Below are 16,727 nucleotides of genomic sequence, written 5' to 3'. Positions count from 1 at the left end.
TAAGTATGGAAGGAGGCTATTTTGATTTTCTTTTTAATAGAATAGCTCGAATATCTTTTTTTTCAAAAAGTAAAATTAGAACAAGAAAAGGAACAGCCATCAAATTTCTAAAGATAAATTGTAAAATGCTGTAATCGGATTTAATATAAAAACCCGCATAACTCAAGCCAGTTGCCAAAAGAATATAAAATAGAGCTTTCCCAGTTTTATAAGGTATAGGGAAAAACTTTTGACCAAAGAAATAGCAAACTGCGGACATGATGGAGTAGCAAAATAACGTGCTCAGTGCTGCTCCCATATACCCTATTTTTGGAACAAGCAATAAGATGGTCAAAATGGTAACAATAGCTCCCAAAAGTGTGAAATAGAAACTGTATTTAGTATGATCAGTGAGTTTGAACCAAATACTAAGATTAAAGTAGATTCCTAAAAATAAATATCCTAATAGCAGTACAGGAACAATATACATCACGTCCATATATTCCTTTTCTACTAAAATAATTTTCCCAATGATATCTAAATTTACGGATACGAGAATCATCAATGTAGAACAAAATACCACGAAAGCATGCATTACTTTTGCAAATAGCTCAGGGCTATTTTTGTCAGCTGCTTGATTGAAAAAAAATGGTTCTGCCGCAAATTTGAATGCTTGAATAATTAAGCTCATAAAGATTGCTAACCTGAAATTAGCACCAAATATACCTCCAGCCTCCCTCGAGCTAAGGCTTGGGTAGAAGTTCTCGGGAATTACATATTCGAATAGCCATCTAGAAAATACCTCATTTGTCACTCCAGCCAGCCCCATAAAAAGTAGAGGAATGGAATATTTCCACATTGGGGAGAGAAATTTCAAGTCTAATTGAAGCTTGAATGTTCCTGAGAAGTAGAAAAGCAATGGGATCATCAGTGCATTGGCAAATAAATTGGCAAGTAAGATATATTCAAAGCCCCAATCTGGGTGATAATACTTACTTACAAATTCCTGCAAGCCATTCAAATAATCTCCATTCCAAATATGAAATCCAACGGCAATAAATACAATATTGAATCCAACATTTAGAAGTATATTTCCCAGCTTAGACAGCGCGAAGGTTAAGGCTTTATTTTCAACTCGAAGCTTAGCGTAAGGAATTGCTAGGATAGCATCTATTGTTAGGATGCCAGCTACCCATTGAAAAAGGTAATGTTTTCCAGGGTAATCTAGCCATATACTTAGTTGCTCGGCAGACAAAAATATAATCAAGCCTAATGTCAGAGAGCTAATGATCAATAGGGTCTGTACTTGAGCATAAACTTTTTTCTGATCAAGGCCTTTGCCTGTATAAAAGCGGAAAAACGTCGTTTCCATACCGTAGGTAAACACGACGTTAAAAAAAGCAATTAATGCATAAATGTTAGTAAATGACCCTAATGCCTCTTTGTCAAGATAAATGATATAGAGAGGAAGAAGTAAAAAATTAACAGTTCTACCAAGGATGCTACTGATTCCGTAGATGGCTGTCTGTCCAGCGAGTTTTTTCAGTTGACCCATTCTAGAAAAATAAAAAAGGGGAATTATTCCCCTTTGAATATTGGTTTTCTTTTTTCGAGGAATGCTGAGGTTCCTTCTTTATAATCTCCAGATTTAACGCATCTTGCGAAGCTATTAGCTTCAGTTTGGTAGCCGTTTTCCTCAGGAATGAAAACTGAGTTCACACAATCTACAATCATTCCGATCGCTAAAGGTGCTTTGGTCATAATTTTTTTCAAGATTTCTTCAGCCTTGTTCATTGCTTCTTCTTTTGTAGCTAGAACATGATTGACAAGTCCAAGATTTTTGGCTTCTTCGGCACCGATCATATCACCAGTCATCATCAACTCGTTAGCTTTTCCTCTACCGATGAGATAAGTGAGTCTTTGAGTGCCACCGTAGCCTGGAATAATTCCAAGATTAACTTCTGGTTGACCGAATTTAGCATTTGCTGCGGCAATTCTCATGTGACATGCCATTGCCAATTCACATCCACCACCGAGAGCAAATCCATTGACAACAGCGATGACTGGCTTGTGGCAGTTTTCTATCAATCCGAAAACATCTTGTCCGTTTTCAGCAAATTTGCGAGCATTGAGCTCGTTCAATTCAGCTATTTCACTGATGTCTGCACCAGCTATAAAAGCTTTTTCTCCTGATCCAGTGATAATTACACCTTTGATTTCTTTATTATCAACGACTTCGTTAAAAATATTCCTAATTTCTTCAAGGGTGGCAAAATTCAAGGCGTTAAGCTTGGATTCTCTGTTAACTGTAAGGTAAAGAAGACCTTCCTTTTCTTCAGACAGAATATTAAGTGTTTCAGCCATTTGTTTCGGTGAATGTTGAGCATCAAATATACAAGTAGGACTAGCATTCCCCAAGTATTTGTATGGAAAATCGAATATTCGACAATTGAAATTTAGAGAAACTAAAAACCGTTCTTCAAATTACCTTCTGATTATGCTAATTTAAAATACTTTTATCCCACCGCTTCTACCTTTTTTTTCTATTTTTGTGTCTGTCAGAATGTAAAACTAAATCAACTTTATATATGTCATCAAAAACAAAAATTACTGTCGCTTATGGCGATGGAATCGGACCGGAGATTATGAAAGCCACGCTAAATATTCTTGAGGCTGCTGGCGCACAATTAGAGTACGATGTCATTGAAATCGGTGAACAGGTATATTTAAAGGGAATAAGCTCAGGAATGGAGCCTAAGGCTTTTGACTCTTTGAGAGAGACCAAAGTATTTTTGAAATCACCAATTACTACTCCGCAAGGTGGAGGGTTCAAGAGTTTGAATGTGACAACAAGAAAATCATTTGGACTTTTTGCTAATGTTAGACCCTGTAAGGCTTACTCCCCTTTTGTAAAAACACATTTTCCTAAGACAGATATGGTGATCATTCGTGAAAACGAAGAGGATCTTTATGCGGGGATTGAACATAGGCAAACACAAGAGGTGTATCAATGTCTAAAATTAATTTCACAACCTGGTTCTGAGAAGATTATTAGATATGCGTTTGAATATGCAAAGAAATATAACAGGAAAAAAGTAACCTGTATGACTAAAGACAACATCATGAAGTTGGCTGACGGTCTTTTCCACAAAACTTTTGATGAGATCGCAAAAGAATATCCTGAAATCGAAACAGATCATAAAATCATCGATATTGGATCTGCTTTGATCGCTGAGAGACCAGAGATTTTTGATGTAATTGTGACACTGAACTTGTATGGAGATATCATTTCTGATATCGCAGCTCAAGTAACAGGTTCTGTAGGTCTAGGAGGTTCTGCCAATGTCGGTGCTGAGGTAGCTATGTTTGAAGCGATCCATGGTTCTGCGCCTGATATCGCAGGAAAAGACATGGCTAATCCTTCGGGCTTGCTCAATGGAGCTGTAATGATGCTAGTACATATCGGACAGCCTGAGATTGCTGAGAAAATAGCGAATGCTTGGATGAAGACTTTGGAAGATGGGATTCATACAGGAGATATCTATCAAGAAGGTTTGTCTTCTAAGAAGGTTGGGACACAAGAATTTGCAAAGGCAGTTATAGAAAGATTAGGTCAGTTACCAGTGAATATGGTTCCGGCTGTATTTGATAAATCAAGTACAGATCCAATTAATATCAAGCTTGCACCAGTGACTAAGTCTGAAAAGAAATTGATTGGTGTAGATGTTTTTATAGACTGGGACAAAGACGGAAGAGATCCGAACTCTATTGGTGATACTTTGAGAAAGGCAGACGCTAATGGTCTAGTTCTTCAGCTCATAACGAATAGAGGGATTAAGGTATATCCTGGAGGAATGAAAGAAACATTCTGTACAGATCACTGGAGGTGTAGGTTCCAAAAGGCTGATCAATCACCTGTCACACATGCTGAAGTTCTTGACTTGATGGATCAGGTAGCCAAATTAGGTTTTGACTTTATCAAAACTGAAAATCTCTATTCCTTTGATGGTGTCAGAGCGTATAGCTTGGCTCAAGGTGAATAAAATGAAAGGATGAAGGAGGAATTCTGAAGGATAAATTTCAAATAAAATTAAAAACCGGGTAAAGATGCTCGGTTTTTTTATTTTGAAAAGGATGGGATTATTTGAGTGTTAGTAAAAAAGTTGTAGTTTTAATAAATCCTGAAGAATAAAGTTAAAAAATCAGGCTTAGCTAAGTATAGAAGTGTAGGTAAGCCTGAATTTTATCAGGGATATATAAAAGTTGAACCATACAAGAAAAGTCAACCGCACAAACAGCACATTTGGTTTTTGCCGACACGAAAGCCAACGCTGAAAAAACCAAAAGAGCTGTTTTTTGCCAACGCTCGGACAGAATACACGAAATTTGAAAACGATAAAAAAGAACTTAAAATAAATGGCCAAACAGAAAGTAAAGGAAAAAGCGATTGAAGAAACCTTGTGGCAATCTTGCGACAAGTTAAGAGGTTCGGTAGAACCTGCTGAATACAAACACGTAGTACTCGGTCTGATTTTCCTGAAATTCGCCAGCGACAAATTTGAGCAACGCAGAAAAGAACTGATTGCCGAAGGCAAAGAAAAATACGTGGAAATGAAAGATTTCTACGCTATGAAAAATGTGTTCTACTTGGAGGAAATATCTCGGTGGAGCTACATCATCAAAAATGCCAAGCAAAACGACATTTCCCTAAAAATTGATACGGCACTCAACACCATTGAGAAAAACAACCCTGCCCTGAAAGGTGCTTTGCCCGACAATTATTTTTCTCGTTTGGCATTGGACAAAACCAAACTTGCTTCCCTACTCGACACCATCAACGATATTGACACACTCAAAGACAACGGACAAGATGTGATTGGACGTGTGTATGAATATTTCTTGGGCAAGTTTGCCCTGAAAGAAAGCAGCGGAAAAGGCAAAGGCGAATTCTATACGCCCAAAACCATTGTGAACTTGATGGCGGAATTGATAGAGCCCTACAAAGGAATCATTTATGACCCTTGCTGCGGAACAGGCGGAATGTTTGTGCAGTCTATCAAGTTTATTGAAGCCCACCAGGGAAGCAAAAAGGAAGTTTCCATTTACGGACAGGAAAACACGCCAACGACATACAAATTGGCGAAAATGAATTTGGCAATCCGTGGTATTGCTGCCAACCTTGGCGACAAACACGCAGACACTTTTTCCAACGACCAGCACAAAGACCTGAAAGCCGATTACATTATGGCAAATCCGCCATTTAACCTGAAAGATTGGCGGGGCGAAAACGAACTCTTGGACGACCCACGTTGGATGGGCTATGAAGTGCCACCCAAAAGCAACGCCAACTACGGTTGGATTTTGAATATGGTGAGCAAACTTTCTGAAAATGGCGTAGCAGGTTTCATTCTTGCCAATGGTGCACTTTCGGGCAGTGGCGAAGAATACAAAATCCGTAGAAAGTTGATTGAAAATGATTTGGTGGAAGCCATTATCATCATTCCACGTAATACGTTTTATACTACCGACATCAGCGTAACGCTTTGGATTTTGAACAAAAACAAAAATCAACGCACGGATAACACCAAAGAGAAACCCAAAAACTACCGAGACCGCACAGGCGAAATCCTGTTTATGGATTTGAGGCGTTGGGGCAGCGAGTACGAGAAAAAATATATTGAACTCACTGAAGACGACATACAGCAAGTTGCACTAAATTTTCACAATTGGCAGCAAGCCGATTATGAAACCACCTACAAAGACATACCCGAATATTGCAAATCTGCCAGTTTTGAAGATTTGGAAGCCAACGATTTTTCATTGGTGCCAAGCAAATACATTGAGTTTGTAGACAAAGACAGCGGCATCGACTTTGACACGGAAATGAAACGCATACAGCAAGATTTCAAGACCCTGCTACAAGAAGAAAAAGAATCGCAGGAACAATTGATAAACGCTTTTAAAACTTTGGGATACAGTCTTGAACCATGATTATAAAGGATTATAGGATTACTTGATTATGAAGCATGAGGATTTGACATATAAAATTATAGGTTGTGCCATGGAAGTGCATAAGCATTTAGGAAATGGATTTCAGGAAGTTGTTTATCAGAGAGCTTTAGCTATTGAGATGCAAATGAAAGGAATAGCATTTAGTCGTGAACATGAAATGCCTTTGCAGTACAAAGGACATAATATTGGCACAAGAAGAGTAGATTTTTTTGTGGAGGATAAAATTATGGTAGAAATAAAGGCGATAATCAATTTAGAGGATGTGCATTTGGCACAGGCAATGAATTATGTGGAGGCTTATAACCTTGAAATCGGATTGCTAATCAATTTTGGTGCAAAAAGCCTTCAACACAAACGAGTACACAACAATAAAGTCTTAAACCGTGATTAATAAGGATTGAAAATATTACCATGATTAAAGAACAGGAAAAATCAAGTCATCAAGAAAATCTTGTAAAATCAAGGTTCAGACGCTTGGGCGATTACATACAATTGGTTGACAACCGCAACAAGGATTTGAAAGTGACAAATCTCTTGGGCATCAACATTACCAAAAACTTTATGCCTTCTGTTGCCAATGTTTCAGGCACTGACTTGTCCAAATATAAAATCATACAAAAAGGGCAATTTGCCTATTCTGCAATGCAAGTTGGTAGAGATGAAACTATTCGACTTGCACTTTACACAGATGATGAACCTGCGATTATTTCACCAGCTTACTTGGTGATTGAAAGCAAGGATGAAGACGAATTGATTCCTGAATATATGATGATGTGGTTTCAACGTCCTGAATCTGACAGATACGGTTGGTTTATTAGTGATAGCAGCGTAAGAGCGAGTTTGGATTGGGAACGTTTTTGCGAAATTGAAATCCCCATACCCGACATTTCCGAACAACGCAAATATGTAGCCCTGTACAAAGGCTTGCTCACCAACCAAAAAACCTACGAAAACAGTTTGGAGGATTTGCAGCTGATTTGTAATTCGTTTATGGACACTTTAAAGGAGAAGCATTTAAAACCGATTGGTAGCTTGGTTAGCTTAGTAGATAAAAGAAATAGTGACGGCAGAATAACAAATCTACTCGGAATTAACGTAGATAAGGTTTTTATGCCATCAAAGGCTAAAACCACAAAAGAAAATCTTGTTAAATATAAGGTAGTTCAAAAAGGGGAATTCGCATATTCTGCAATGCAAGTTGGAAGAGATGAAACAGTGAGAGTGGTTTTATACACTTTTGATGAACCTGCAATTATTTCACCAGCATATCAAGTCTTTAAAGTAAATGACGAAAAGGAAATACTGCCTGAATTTTTAATGCTTTGGTTTTATCGCCCAGAGTTTAATCGTTTTGGTTGGTTTATTAGTGATAGTAGTGTTCGAGCGAGTTTGGAGTGGGAAAGGTTTCAAGAAATCGAAATTCCTGTGCCAGATATTGAAGTGCAAGAAGCCATAGTCACCATTTACCACACCTTACAAACCCGCAAACGCATCAACGAGCAGTTAAAAGAAAGCATCAAACCGCTTTGCCCTGTGCTGATGAAAGGGGTTGTGGAGAGTATGGAAGTTGAAACAGTAGAAAGTTAGGAATTATGTTTATAAAAAGTATCCAAATAAAAAACTATAAGCTCTTTTCACCAGATGAGTTCTTTGAGATTAATGATTTAAACGTTCCTGATAATCAAAACAATGGTTCAGGATTGACGATTTTTGTTGGCGAAAATGGTTGTGGGAAATCGACTCTTTTGGATGCTTTTGCAATGCCCTATGTTTCTTACAAAACTGATTCATTTAATTTATCTGACATTAATAACCCCAACGAAAAAGTTGAAATAAATATTCTTACGAATGAAGTTTATTCCTACAAAGGAACTATGCCAAAAATTGAGTTTAAAGGTAAAGGTTTTGTCTTTAAAGGAGGCGTAAGAAATAGAGGTAACAAAGACTTTTTGTCTTCAATGGTTGTAACAGACCAACAGTATATTAAAGCAGATGGCGAAACGAAACCAAAGGATAACACGCCTGATTTAAGACTATCTGTCAACAATCCTTGGAGTGGCTCAAGGTTCAATGATATTGAATACCTAATTCTTGACAAAAACAGAACATTTCAAACACGAAAAGGCACATATAATGATACTCGCTTTGACAGGATAATGGAGGATTTGAATTATCAATATGTTCAAAAAGAAGGTAATCCATTAGATTGTAATGACACTTTAAAAGACGTTAAAAATATTGAAAGCAAAGGAGTAATTGCAGGTATTAGCGAGGCAATTGCTAAATTTTCTGAGATAAGTGGAAATCAATTAAAACTGAAATTAATTGATAATTGGAAACCTTTCGCAAATGCCTTTTTTGGAACTGATAAGGAGAATTTACAGTCCATTCATCTCAATCAACTAGGTTCAGGGTATGAAATGATATTTTCCTTGATCTACGCATACTATCTTTCAAAGAAAGGAAATAAGAAACTAATAGTCTTGATTGACGAACCAGAACTTCATCTACATCCAAAGCTCCAATCTGACTTTATTGATTTATTGTTAGAGTTTTCCAAAGATTCTCAAATCATATTAACTACTCATTCACCGCTGTTCATTAAGCAAGCTATGAGTAATAACAATGTTCAAGTTAGAATCTTAACGAAAACAGAAAATTCTGTATCGGTCGCAAGTCCCGAATTAGCTGTATTACCATATGTGTCTTCTAATGAAGTTAATTTTATTGCATTCAAACTTGCTACGGAAGAATATCACAATGAACTCTATGAAAGACTTATGCAGTTAAAAGCAACGAGTAATAGAATAAAGGACTTTGATATTTCTTTTTTTCAAACTAAAAAAGGAGAGCCAAAAGACTCACCTTGGATGGGGCATCAAAATGAGGTTACTATTCATACTTACATAAGAAATCAAATACACCATCGGGCAGATAATGGAGTGGCGGATTACAAGAATTTAGAGTCTTCAATTGAACAAATGAGACAGTACTTAATAGAAATTGCAGAAGAATAAAATATGACCAGCGACATCCTTATATACCAAAACCAAGAAGGGAATATCAAAATAGATGTACGCTTGCAGGAAGAAACCGTTTGGCTTACGCAGTCGCAAATGGGGCATTTGTTTGGCAAGGACAAACGCACCATCAGTGAGCATATCAGCAATATTTTCAGTGAGGGCGAATTGGAAAAAAGTTCAACTGTCCGGAAATTCCGGACAGTTCAAACCGAAGGTAATCGGGAGGTGGAAAGAGAGCTTGACCACTATAATTTAGATGTTATCATTTCGGTTGGGTATCGGGTAAAGTCGGTTCAGGGTACACAATTTCGTATATGGGCAACACAGCGGTTAAAGGAGTACATCATAAAAGGTTTTACGCTCAATGATGACCGCTTTAAGTCGGGCAGCTCAATGAACTATTTTAACGAACTGCAAGAGCGCATTCGGGAGATTCGCCTTTCGGAGAAGTTTTTCTACCAAAAAATCAAAGACATCTACGCCACCAGTATCGACTATGACCCGAAAGACGAAAAAACCATTGAGTTTTTCAAAATAGTGCAAAACAAATTGCTTTGGGCAATCAGTGAGCAAACCGCAGCCGAATTGGTGTACAGGCGTGTGGATGCCGGCTTGCCCTTAATGGGAATGCTATCCTACGACAAAAAACAAGTGGCGTCCATAAAAAAAGCCGAGGTAAGCATTGCCAAAAATTACTTGAATGAAGATGAAATGAGGCTTTTAGGCTTGTTGGTGGAGCAATATTTGGCATTTGCCGAAACAATGGCACAACAGCAAACACCAATGTATATGAAAGATTGGATTGAGCGATTGGACACCATTTTGCAATTGAACGGCAGGGAATTGTTGACCCACGCAGGAAAAATTTCGCATAAAATGGCATTGGAGAAATCAGGAGAAGAATATGAGAAGTTCAAGCAACAGCAAAAAGCCATTGAAAAAGAAGCCAGTTTGAAAGAGTTAGAGGAAGATATTAAAAAATTGAAGAAACCACCGAGAAAGTGAAGTTTACAGAAGCGAAATTAGAGCAAGCATTTATAGAGCTTTTAGGAAATGAAGGCTACCCACAATTTGTAGGCAGTAGTTTGGTGCGAACAGATGAAAGCGAAGTAATCATTGAAGAAGACCTAAAAACCTACTTACTCACTCGCTATCAAAATGCCAATCTCACCGAGGTAGAAGCGCAATCCATTATTCTGCAACTCAAAACGCTTTCTTCGGCAGACCTTTACGAAAGTAACAAAAAAATAATGCAGTGGTTGGCAGACGGTTTTATCCTAAAAAGAGAAGACCGAACCCAAAAAGACATACATATTTCGCTTATAGATTTTGCAGGCTTAGACCGTCAGCGACAAAGTAAAAATTTAGACATCATTGCCGCTGAACCCGAATTACAATATCCACCTGACACCAATATTTACAAGTTTGTCAATCAATTAGAAATTGTCGGCACGGAAAGGCGTATTCCAGACGGCATTTTATACATCAATGGTTTGCCTGTGGTGGTTTTTGAATTTAAAACAGCCATTCAGGAGAATACAACCATTCACAATGCTTTTGTTCAACTGACTACTCGCTATAAAAGAGATATCCCCGAATTATTTAAATACAATGCCTTTTGCATCATCAGTGATGGCGTGAACAACAAAGCAGGTTCATTTTTTGCCCCTTACGAATTTTACTACGCTTGGCGAAGAATTGCAGGTCTAGCTAAGGATGTAGATGGTATAGACAGTATGTTCACTTTGGTTCAGGGAATGCTGCATAAAAACCGCTTGCGGGATATTATTCAGAACTTCATTTACATTCCCGATTCATCCAAAAAAGACGAGAAAATCGTTTGTCGCTATCCGCAGTATTACGCAGCTCGCAGTTTATACGAAAACATCAAAAAAGCAGAGAAACCAGACGGAGACGGAAAAGGCGGTACTTACTTTGGAGCAACAGGTAGTGGCAAGAGTTTTACAATGCTTTATCTCACCCGTTTGTTGATGAAAAGCAAGCATTTTGAAAGTCCGACCATAGTTCTCATTACCGACAGAACCGACTTAGACGACCAACTTTCAGGGCAATTTACCAACGCCAAGCAATTTATAGGAGACAATGCGGTGGAAAGTGTAGAAAGCAGAGCAGATTTGAGAAGCAAAATGCAAGGTAGAAACAGCGGTGGCGTATTCTTAACCACTATTCACAAGTTTACAGAAGACACCGAACTGCTCACCGAAAGAACCAATGTGATTTGTATTTCGGATGAAGCCCACAGAAGCCAAACCAATCTCGACCAAAAAGTAAAAGTCACCAAAGATGGCGTGAAGAAAACCTACGGTTTTGCAAAATATCTGCACGATTCTTTACCTAACGCCACTTTTGTAGGCTTCACAGGAACACCAATAGATGCAACTTTAGACGTGTTCGGAAAAGTTGTTGATGCCTATACAATGACAGAATCGGTACGAGATGAAATCACGGTTCGTATTGTGTATGAAGGCAGAGCAGCCAAAGTTGCCTTGCACAATAGTGAATTAGAGAAGATTGAAAAATATTACGAAGAAGCAGCCGAAGCAGGTGCCAACGAATACCAAATAGAAGAAAGCAAAAAGGCAACGGCAACAATGAACGCCATTTTAGGCGACCCGGATCGTTTGAAAGCATTGGCAGAGGATTTTGTAAAACACTACGAAAACAGGGTAAACGAAGGAGCGACTGTAAAAGGCAAAGCAATGTTTGTTTGCAGTAGCCGTGAAATTGGCTACGAGTTTTACAAAAATGTAATCGCTTTAAGACCTGAATGGGCTGAAATTCGAATTGCCGAAGAAGGAGCTGTTTTAACAGACAAGGACAAAAGGGAAATCAAACCGATGGAGCGTATCAAAATGATAATGACCAGAGGAAAAGACGACCCAAAAGAAATGTATGACCTGCTTGGCACAAAAGAATACCGCAAGGAATTGGACAGGCAGTTTAAAAATGAAAAATCCAATTTCAAGATTGCCATTGTGGTAGATATGTGGCTCACAGGTTTTGACGTGCCATTTTTGGATTCCATTTACATTGACAAGCCTATTCAGCAACACAATTTAATTCAGACCATTTCAAGAGTTAACCGAAAATTTGAAGGCAAAAACAAAGGCTTGGTTGTCGATTACATTGGCATCAAGAAGGCTATGAATATGGCTCTTGCCAAATACAACAAAGGCGAAAGAGAAAACTTTGAAGACATTCAAGAATCGCTCATTGTGGTAAGAAACCATTTAGACCTTTTGGCAAAAGTCTTCCATAAGTTCGACAGCTCAAAATATTTCGGTGGTGCAGCATTGGAGCAGTTGAACACGTTGAATATGGCAGCTGAATATGTGCAGTTGACCAAAGACTTGGAAACCCGATTTATGGGCTTGGTAAAACGATTGAAAGCCGCTTATGATATTTGTGCAGGAAGTGAACATTTAACCCAGAAAGAAAGAGATTATACTCACTTCTATTTAGCTGTTAGGTCAATCGTTTTCAAACTGACCAAAGGCAGTGCACCCGACACGGCTCAAATGAACGCCAGAGTTCGGGAAATGATAAAAGACGCTTTGGAAAGTGACGGAGTTCAGGAAATCTTCAAACTTGGAGATGAAACCCAAAGCGAACAAGACCTTTTTTCAGAAGACTATTTGGCAAAGATTGACAAAATCAAGCTACCACACACCAAAATCAAATTGCTTCAACAACTTTTAGCCAAAGCCATTGGAGAGATGAAGAAAGTCAACAAAGTAAAAGGTATAGACTTCTCTAAGAAAATGCAAGCGTTGGTAGAACGCTACAACGAGCGAAAGGAAGATGACGTTTTACGAAGCGAAGTGTACGAAGAAATGGCAGAGCATTTGACTAACTTGATTTGGGAAGTACAAAAGGAGTTTTCCGCAGGAGACGAATTAGGAATTGACTTTGAAGAAAAAGCCTTTTACGACATTTTGAAAGACTTGTGCATCAAGTATGACTTCAAATATCCCGAAGACAAACTAATTGTATTAGCCCAGGCAGTTAAAGACTTGGTGGACTCACAAGCGAAATATCCAGATTGGAGCAAAAGAGAAGACATAAAATCTGCTTTAAAAGTCGGACTGATAATTCTCTTGGACGAACACGGTTATCCACCTGTAGAAAGAGACGAAGTATATAAAGACATCTTTGAACAAGCGGAGAATTTTAAGAAAAACAGAGTAATGACGAAATAATGCCAACGCTCAACAGCCACACACATTGCCAAGCCGCACCAGCCCACGCTGCAACCAAAAATTGCAAAAGAGTATGTCTTTGCCAACGCTGACAGACGACCGAAAAAAAAGTACGACCGCACAACATTGTATAAGCGTAATGTGGGCGAAAGTGGTGATATGAAAGTAATTACATTAAATAAACTAACTGCTAAACGGAAAGTGAAGTGCCTTGAAATCCCGCACTACGCTTATACTTGACCATTAGAGAAAATTGAAAAAAACCATGGAAAGCAATAATCTATATCACCACTTTTTTAAATATCTGTTTTTTGGCTTGGAAATAATAATGTTAAATACATCCATTTTGTCTTGGTTCTTTCCGGAGTTATTCTGGGTAAATGGTGAGAAAATGGAACAAAGCATCGTTACCACGTTAGTTTTTGGAATGATAGGAATAGTTTGCTTTATAATATTTATTGCTATTAAGGATAAATTTGTGATAGTAAAATTAGGAGGCCAAATTGTTACAATAAAAAATGGCAAGAACGAAAGAAAAATAAATTGGATGGAAGTGGAATCCCTTTCTCTCATACAGTTTGTTTACCCTCCTTTGTATAAATTGAAAGTTAAAGAGGATAATAAAGTCTATTGGTTTAACACGGAAAACAAATTTATCATGGCATCAGGATTTATTAAAGATTTAGAAAATGCACTTCTAGAACATATCATCAGTTCAGGAATTGGAAAAGGGTAGAAGAATACCCATAAAATAGCCAATGAATATATCCTTTTAAAATCTCACTAAAAACATTAATTCAGATAGTGTACATCAGAAATATTCTTTTTACTTATACCTTCTAAAAGCCTGCAAAGCACACATTGTTCCTTGATCCCATTGTAACTCTTTGTTGTCAAGCATTTTTTGAAACTCTGTTTCGTTTACCCATTTGACATCGGTAATATAATCCTCATCAGGATTTTCTGGTGGGTTTTCCATGATGGCAGGGTTCTCAGCAATAAAGTAATGAATTGGTCTGTTGCCAAAAACCCGTTCCGATGAGTACAGGTGATAAAAATTGCTAGACTCCATTGATACTTCTTCTGCAAGTTCTTCTATCGCATGCGTCAGGATATCTTTATCTATTTTGTCCACACCACCGCTGACAAATTTCCAGAATTTTCTTGCGTAGCTGTGGATATATTCTTGAATCAAAAAAATCTCTTTCGTCTCAGTATTGAAAGGATAAATAATGACAACCTCACGATCTTTTCTGCTCGGAATCTCTTGTAGCTTTGTTTGTAGTGTTGCTAACATATATAAAAATATGATCCTAAAATGATAGTGAATTGTCAATCACGAGCGCAAAAGTAAAGAGAAAATTTATGTAAAAGAAATTGAAATCCTAGATGGTGAGTAGGATTGTAAAATCATGTTGCCAGCTCTTTTTTATAGATTGGCAACTAATATTTACTGTTTTTAAATGAAATCAATTTACAATATGTCAGCAATTTACACTGGATTATTTTTAATTGGGCTTGGGTTTTTGGTAAAAGCCTTTCCAAATCTGATAGCAGGTTACAATACGATGTCTCAGAAGCAAAAAGAAAATGTAGATATCGAAGGCTTAGCTACTTTTATGAGAAACGCTCTTTTGTTTTTGAGACTTCAGTTTTTCAATTAAAATTTATTTCGGATTAGTTACAAAATGAAAAGATTGTTTTTATTGATAGTATTGATTTCGATCACTTTTTTTACTGAAGCTCAAGATGTCAGTGTAGAAAAGTCCACCGAAGAGTTGGTTTTTATGGGGATTTTCTTTGGAGGAGTATTTGGTGTTGGTTTTCCGTTTTTGATGGAGAGGTTAGGTGCCCCGATGATCGAGAAGCTCGTAGATTCAATCACACCAGCACTTGAGATGGATGAGGAAATAGCCTACGTACAAGCGGCAAATTTATTTCGTGGGATTGAAGGAGTAGGAGGGCAAGTGTTTCTGACAAATAAAAGGCTCATTTTCAAAGGACATAAATTCAATATTCAAAGCGGTCAAAAGAATTTCCCTTATGAGGATATACTTAGATGTGAACCTAGAAAGACTGGGGGGCTTATAGATAATGGAATGAGACTCCACACCAAGAGCGGAGAGCAGCATGATTTTGTGATCAATGAAAGGGATGGATTTATAGCAAGACTGAGACAGAGAGTCGAAGAAACAAAGAGTTAATGAAGTAAATAGTTGTTTTTTACCTTTTTACATAGCAACTTAGTTGATTGTTCCATTAATCAACTAAGTTTATGAGAAAGATCTTACTTCTAATCGTAATCGCTTTTTTTATTTCTTGTTCGGAAAAAGGAGCTCAATCAGAAAAGCGAACTTATACGAATGATTTCATTGAAGTTGGACAAGTCAAACTGGAGATAGACTCTTTGTCGGATTTTAATTTCCCAGAGTTTCAGGTGATCCAAGAAGATGAACAGGAAATGTTATTGGTAATGAATAGAGTTAATTTTTCCTTTGACTTTTATGATTTGGAATCTGATAAAAAAGTAAAAAGAACAGCTATTCAAAAAGATGATAGATTTCCAATAAGAGCATTATATGGCTTTTGGTATCATAATGTAGATTCGATTTTCTTATTTCGACAAATGTCATTGAATGAGATTTCATTGATCGATAGAAATGGAGAAATAGTAACTCAATATAATCCTCAGGAAATTGATAGGACTAGTCAGTCCTCAAGCCATGATGAAAAGTATGGTTAATCATTATTCGAGAGTCACCAATCCAACTATTTATGAAAATGGGAAACTGTATTTTTCTGACTTGACTTTAAATGGATTTTTGAATTCTGTTGAATCTATGGAATCTTTTCGTCCTGCTATAGAAGTTGATTTGATTGAAAATAAGGTGACTTTAATTGAAAAAATAAAAGTGCCGGATTTTTATAAGGAGAAAACTTGGCAAGCCTACTGGGGTAATTTTTCTAGGATAAAAAATGACGATTTATGGATATACTCTTGGAAGGCAATGGACTCTTTATTGATTTTTGACGAAAACATGAATCTACTCAAATCAGTGAATGCTAAAAGTGAATTCGCCAAACCACTCAATACTTCTTCAGGAGATCAAACTGTAGAAGTTCAATTTCAAGAGTCAATTACTCAAACATCATATACATCTATTTTGTATGATCCTTACAGGGAAGTTTATTATCGATTTGTTTTAATAGGAAGAGCTTTGGATGATTCTTATTTGGAAGATCAGTTTCCAACTTTGAAAAATGACTTTAGCATCATTGTATTGGATAAGGACTTCAATATTTTGACCGAAAAGAGATTCCCCAGCAAAATCCATTACCCTTATAAGTCATTTGTTGGGAAAAAAGGGCTTTACCTTTCCCGTACCAATCCATTTTACGAAGACATCAATGAAGATGAGGTTGTTTTTGATGTTTATGAATTTACATGATTTCATTATTAATGTTGTTTAGTAAACAATAATATTGTTGTTTA

15 protein-coding genes are annotated in these 16,727 nt (G+C 37.2%); 12 read left to right on the top strand and 3 right to left on the bottom strand.

Annotation, left to right across the window (positions count from 1 at the left end):
- Positions 1 to 16: 16 nt before the first annotated feature.
- Both BELBA_RS00505 and BELBA_RS00500 read right to left on the bottom strand, forming a co-directional pair.
- Positions 17 to 1,534, bottom strand: coding sequence for a lipopolysaccharide biosynthesis protein (locus BELBA_RS00505; protein ID WP_014770792.1), 1,518 nt, complete (start codon positions 1,532 to 1,534; stop codon positions 17 to 19).
- A gap of 23 nt (positions 1,535 to 1,557) precedes the next feature.
- Positions 1,558 to 2,343: an enoyl-CoA hydratase/isomerase family protein gene (locus BELBA_RS00500; RefSeq protein WP_014770791.1), complete on the bottom strand. Its 786-nt coding sequence runs from the start codon at positions 2,341 to 2,343 to the stop codon at positions 1,558 to 1,560.
- A 224-nt stretch (positions 2,344 to 2,567) separates the two neighbouring features.
- On the opposite strand from BELBA_RS00500, the gene BELBA_RS00495 reads away from it, so the two are divergent.
- The 8 genes from BELBA_RS00495 (at position 2,568) to BELBA_RS00460 (ending at position 13,970) form a co-directional block, all read left to right on the top strand.
- Positions 2,568 to 4,022: an NADP-dependent isocitrate dehydrogenase gene (locus BELBA_RS00495; RefSeq protein ID WP_014770790.1), complete on the top strand. Its 1,455-nt coding sequence runs from the start codon at positions 2,568 to 2,570 to the stop codon at positions 4,020 to 4,022.
- 373 nt (positions 4,023 to 4,395) lie between these two features.
- Positions 4,396 to 5,970 carry a type I restriction-modification system subunit M gene (locus tag BELBA_RS00490; protein ID WP_014770789.1) on the top strand — a complete coding sequence of 525 codons (1,575 nt, stop codon included), beginning with the start codon at positions 4,396 to 4,398 and terminating at the stop codon, positions 5,968 to 5,970.
- A 28-nt stretch (positions 5,971 to 5,998) separates the two neighbouring features.
- Complete coding sequence (locus tag BELBA_RS00485) at positions 5,999 to 6,382, top strand: GxxExxY protein (RefSeq protein ID WP_014770788.1); 384 nt, start codon at positions 5,999 to 6,001, stop codon at positions 6,380 to 6,382.
- 20 nt (positions 6,383 to 6,402) lie between these two features.
- Positions 6,403 to 7,578 carry a restriction endonuclease subunit S gene (locus tag BELBA_RS00480; RefSeq protein ID WP_014770787.1) on the top strand — a complete coding sequence of 392 codons (1,176 nt, stop codon included), beginning with the start codon at positions 6,403 to 6,405 and terminating at the stop codon, positions 7,576 to 7,578.
- 5 nt (positions 7,579 to 7,583) lie between these two features.
- Complete coding sequence (locus tag BELBA_RS00475; RefSeq protein WP_014770786.1) at positions 7,584 to 9,008, top strand: AAA family ATPase; 1,425 nt, start codon at positions 7,584 to 7,586, stop codon at positions 9,006 to 9,008.
- A 3-nt stretch (positions 9,009 to 9,011) separates the two neighbouring features.
- On the top strand, positions 9,012 to 10,019 hold the full coding sequence (locus BELBA_RS00470; RefSeq protein ID WP_014770785.1) for a virulence RhuM family protein: 1,008 nt from the start codon (positions 9,012 to 9,014) through the stop codon (positions 10,017 to 10,019).
- Positions 10,016 to 13,234 (top strand): type I restriction endonuclease subunit R, encoded by a 3,219-nt coding sequence (locus BELBA_RS00465; protein WP_014770784.1) that lies wholly within the window; start codon positions 10,016 to 10,018, stop codon positions 13,232 to 13,234. The genes BELBA_RS00470 and BELBA_RS00465 overlap by 4 nt, the downstream gene beginning before the upstream one ends.
- 265 nt (positions 13,235 to 13,499) lie before the next feature.
- Positions 13,500 to 13,970 carry a hypothetical protein gene (locus BELBA_RS00460; RefSeq protein WP_014770783.1) on the top strand — a complete coding sequence of 157 codons (471 nt, stop codon included), beginning with the start codon at positions 13,500 to 13,502 and terminating at the stop codon, positions 13,968 to 13,970.
- A gap of 90 nt (positions 13,971 to 14,060) precedes the next feature.
- On the opposite strand, the gene BELBA_RS00455 is transcribed toward BELBA_RS00460, so the two are convergent.
- A complete protein-coding gene (locus tag BELBA_RS00455; RefSeq protein WP_014770782.1) occupies positions 14,061 to 14,531 on the bottom strand; it encodes an NUDIX domain-containing protein in 471 nt (156 codons plus the stop codon).
- 184 nt (positions 14,532 to 14,715) lie between these two features.
- On the opposite strand from BELBA_RS00455, the gene BELBA_RS00450 reads away from it, so the two are divergent.
- From BELBA_RS00450 to BELBA_RS20290, 4 genes are all read left to right on the top strand, one after another.
- Positions 14,716 to 14,898 (top strand): DUF3784 domain-containing protein, encoded by a 183-nt coding sequence (locus BELBA_RS00450; RefSeq protein WP_014770781.1) that lies wholly within the window; start codon positions 14,716 to 14,718, stop codon positions 14,896 to 14,898.
- Positions 14,899 to 14,922: 24 nt separating this feature from the next.
- Positions 14,923 to 15,438 carry a GRAM domain-containing protein gene (locus tag BELBA_RS18955; RefSeq protein ID WP_014770780.1) on the top strand — a complete coding sequence of 172 codons (516 nt, stop codon included), beginning with the start codon at positions 14,923 to 14,925 and terminating at the stop codon, positions 15,436 to 15,438.
- A 71-nt stretch (positions 15,439 to 15,509) separates the two neighbouring features.
- Positions 15,510 to 15,977, top strand: a complete 468-nt coding sequence (locus tag BELBA_RS20295; RefSeq protein WP_014770779.1) for a DUF4221 family protein — start codon at positions 15,510 to 15,512, stop codon at positions 15,975 to 15,977.
- A complete protein-coding gene (locus BELBA_RS20290) occupies positions 15,958 to 16,683 on the top strand; it encodes a DUF4221 family protein (protein ID WP_041779163.1) in 726 nt (241 codons plus the stop codon). The genes BELBA_RS20295 and BELBA_RS20290 overlap by 20 nt, the downstream gene beginning before the upstream one ends.
- Positions 16,684 to 16,727 lie beyond the last annotated feature (44 nt).

Origin of the sequence: Belliella baltica DSM 15883 (assembly GCF_000265405.1) — a bacterium.
Lineage (GTDB): Bacteria > Bacteroidota > Bacteroidia > Cytophagales > Cyclobacteriaceae > Belliella > Belliella baltica.
The sequence above is the reverse complement of the archived record's forward strand: the minus strand, read 5'-3'. Positions and strand labels throughout refer to the sequence as shown.

Bases quoted from the DNA above. Each gene is read 5' to 3' on its own strand.
- BELBA_RS00490 (WP_014770789.1), top strand. From the start codon at position 4,396: ATGGCCAAACAGAAAGTAAAGGAAAAAGCGATTGAAGAAACCTTGTGG.
- BELBA_RS18955 (WP_014770780.1), top strand. From the start codon at position 14,923: ATGAAAAGATTGTTTTTATTGATAGTATTGATTTCGATCACTTTTTTT.
- BELBA_RS00475 (WP_014770786.1), top strand. From the start codon at position 7,584: ATGTTTATAAAAAGTATCCAAATAAAAAACTATAAGCTCTTTTCACCA.
- BELBA_RS00500 (WP_014770791.1), bottom strand. From the start codon at position 2,343: ATGGCTGAAACACTTAATATTCTGTCTGAAGAAAAGGAAGGTCTTCTT.
- BELBA_RS00460 (WP_014770783.1), top strand. From the start codon at position 13,500: ATGGAAAGCAATAATCTATATCACCACTTTTTTAAATATCTGTTTTTT.
- BELBA_RS00505 (WP_014770792.1), bottom strand. From the start codon at position 1,534: ATGGGTCAACTGAAAAAACTCGCTGGACAGACAGCCATCTACGGAATC.
- BELBA_RS00485 (WP_014770788.1), top strand. From the start codon at position 5,999: ATGAAGCATGAGGATTTGACATATAAAATTATAGGTTGTGCCATGGAA.
- BELBA_RS00480 (WP_014770787.1), top strand. From the start codon at position 6,403: ATGATTAAAGAACAGGAAAAATCAAGTCATCAAGAAAATCTTGTAAAA.
- BELBA_RS20290 (WP_041779163.1), top strand. From the start codon at position 15,958: ATGATGAAAAGTATGGTTAATCATTATTCGAGAGTCACCAATCCAACT.
- BELBA_RS00455 (WP_014770782.1), bottom strand. From the start codon at position 14,531: ATGTTAGCAACACTACAAACAAAGCTACAAGAGATTCCGAGCAGAAAA.
- BELBA_RS00470 (WP_014770785.1), top strand. From the start codon at position 9,012: ATGACCAGCGACATCCTTATATACCAAAACCAAGAAGGGAATATCAAA.
- BELBA_RS00450 (WP_014770781.1), top strand. From the start codon at position 14,716: ATGTCAGCAATTTACACTGGATTATTTTTAATTGGGCTTGGGTTTTTG.
- BELBA_RS20295 (WP_014770779.1), top strand. From the start codon at position 15,510: ATGAGAAAGATCTTACTTCTAATCGTAATCGCTTTTTTTATTTCTTGT.
- BELBA_RS00495 (WP_014770790.1), top strand. From the start codon at position 2,568: ATGTCATCAAAAACAAAAATTACTGTCGCTTATGGCGATGGAATCGGA.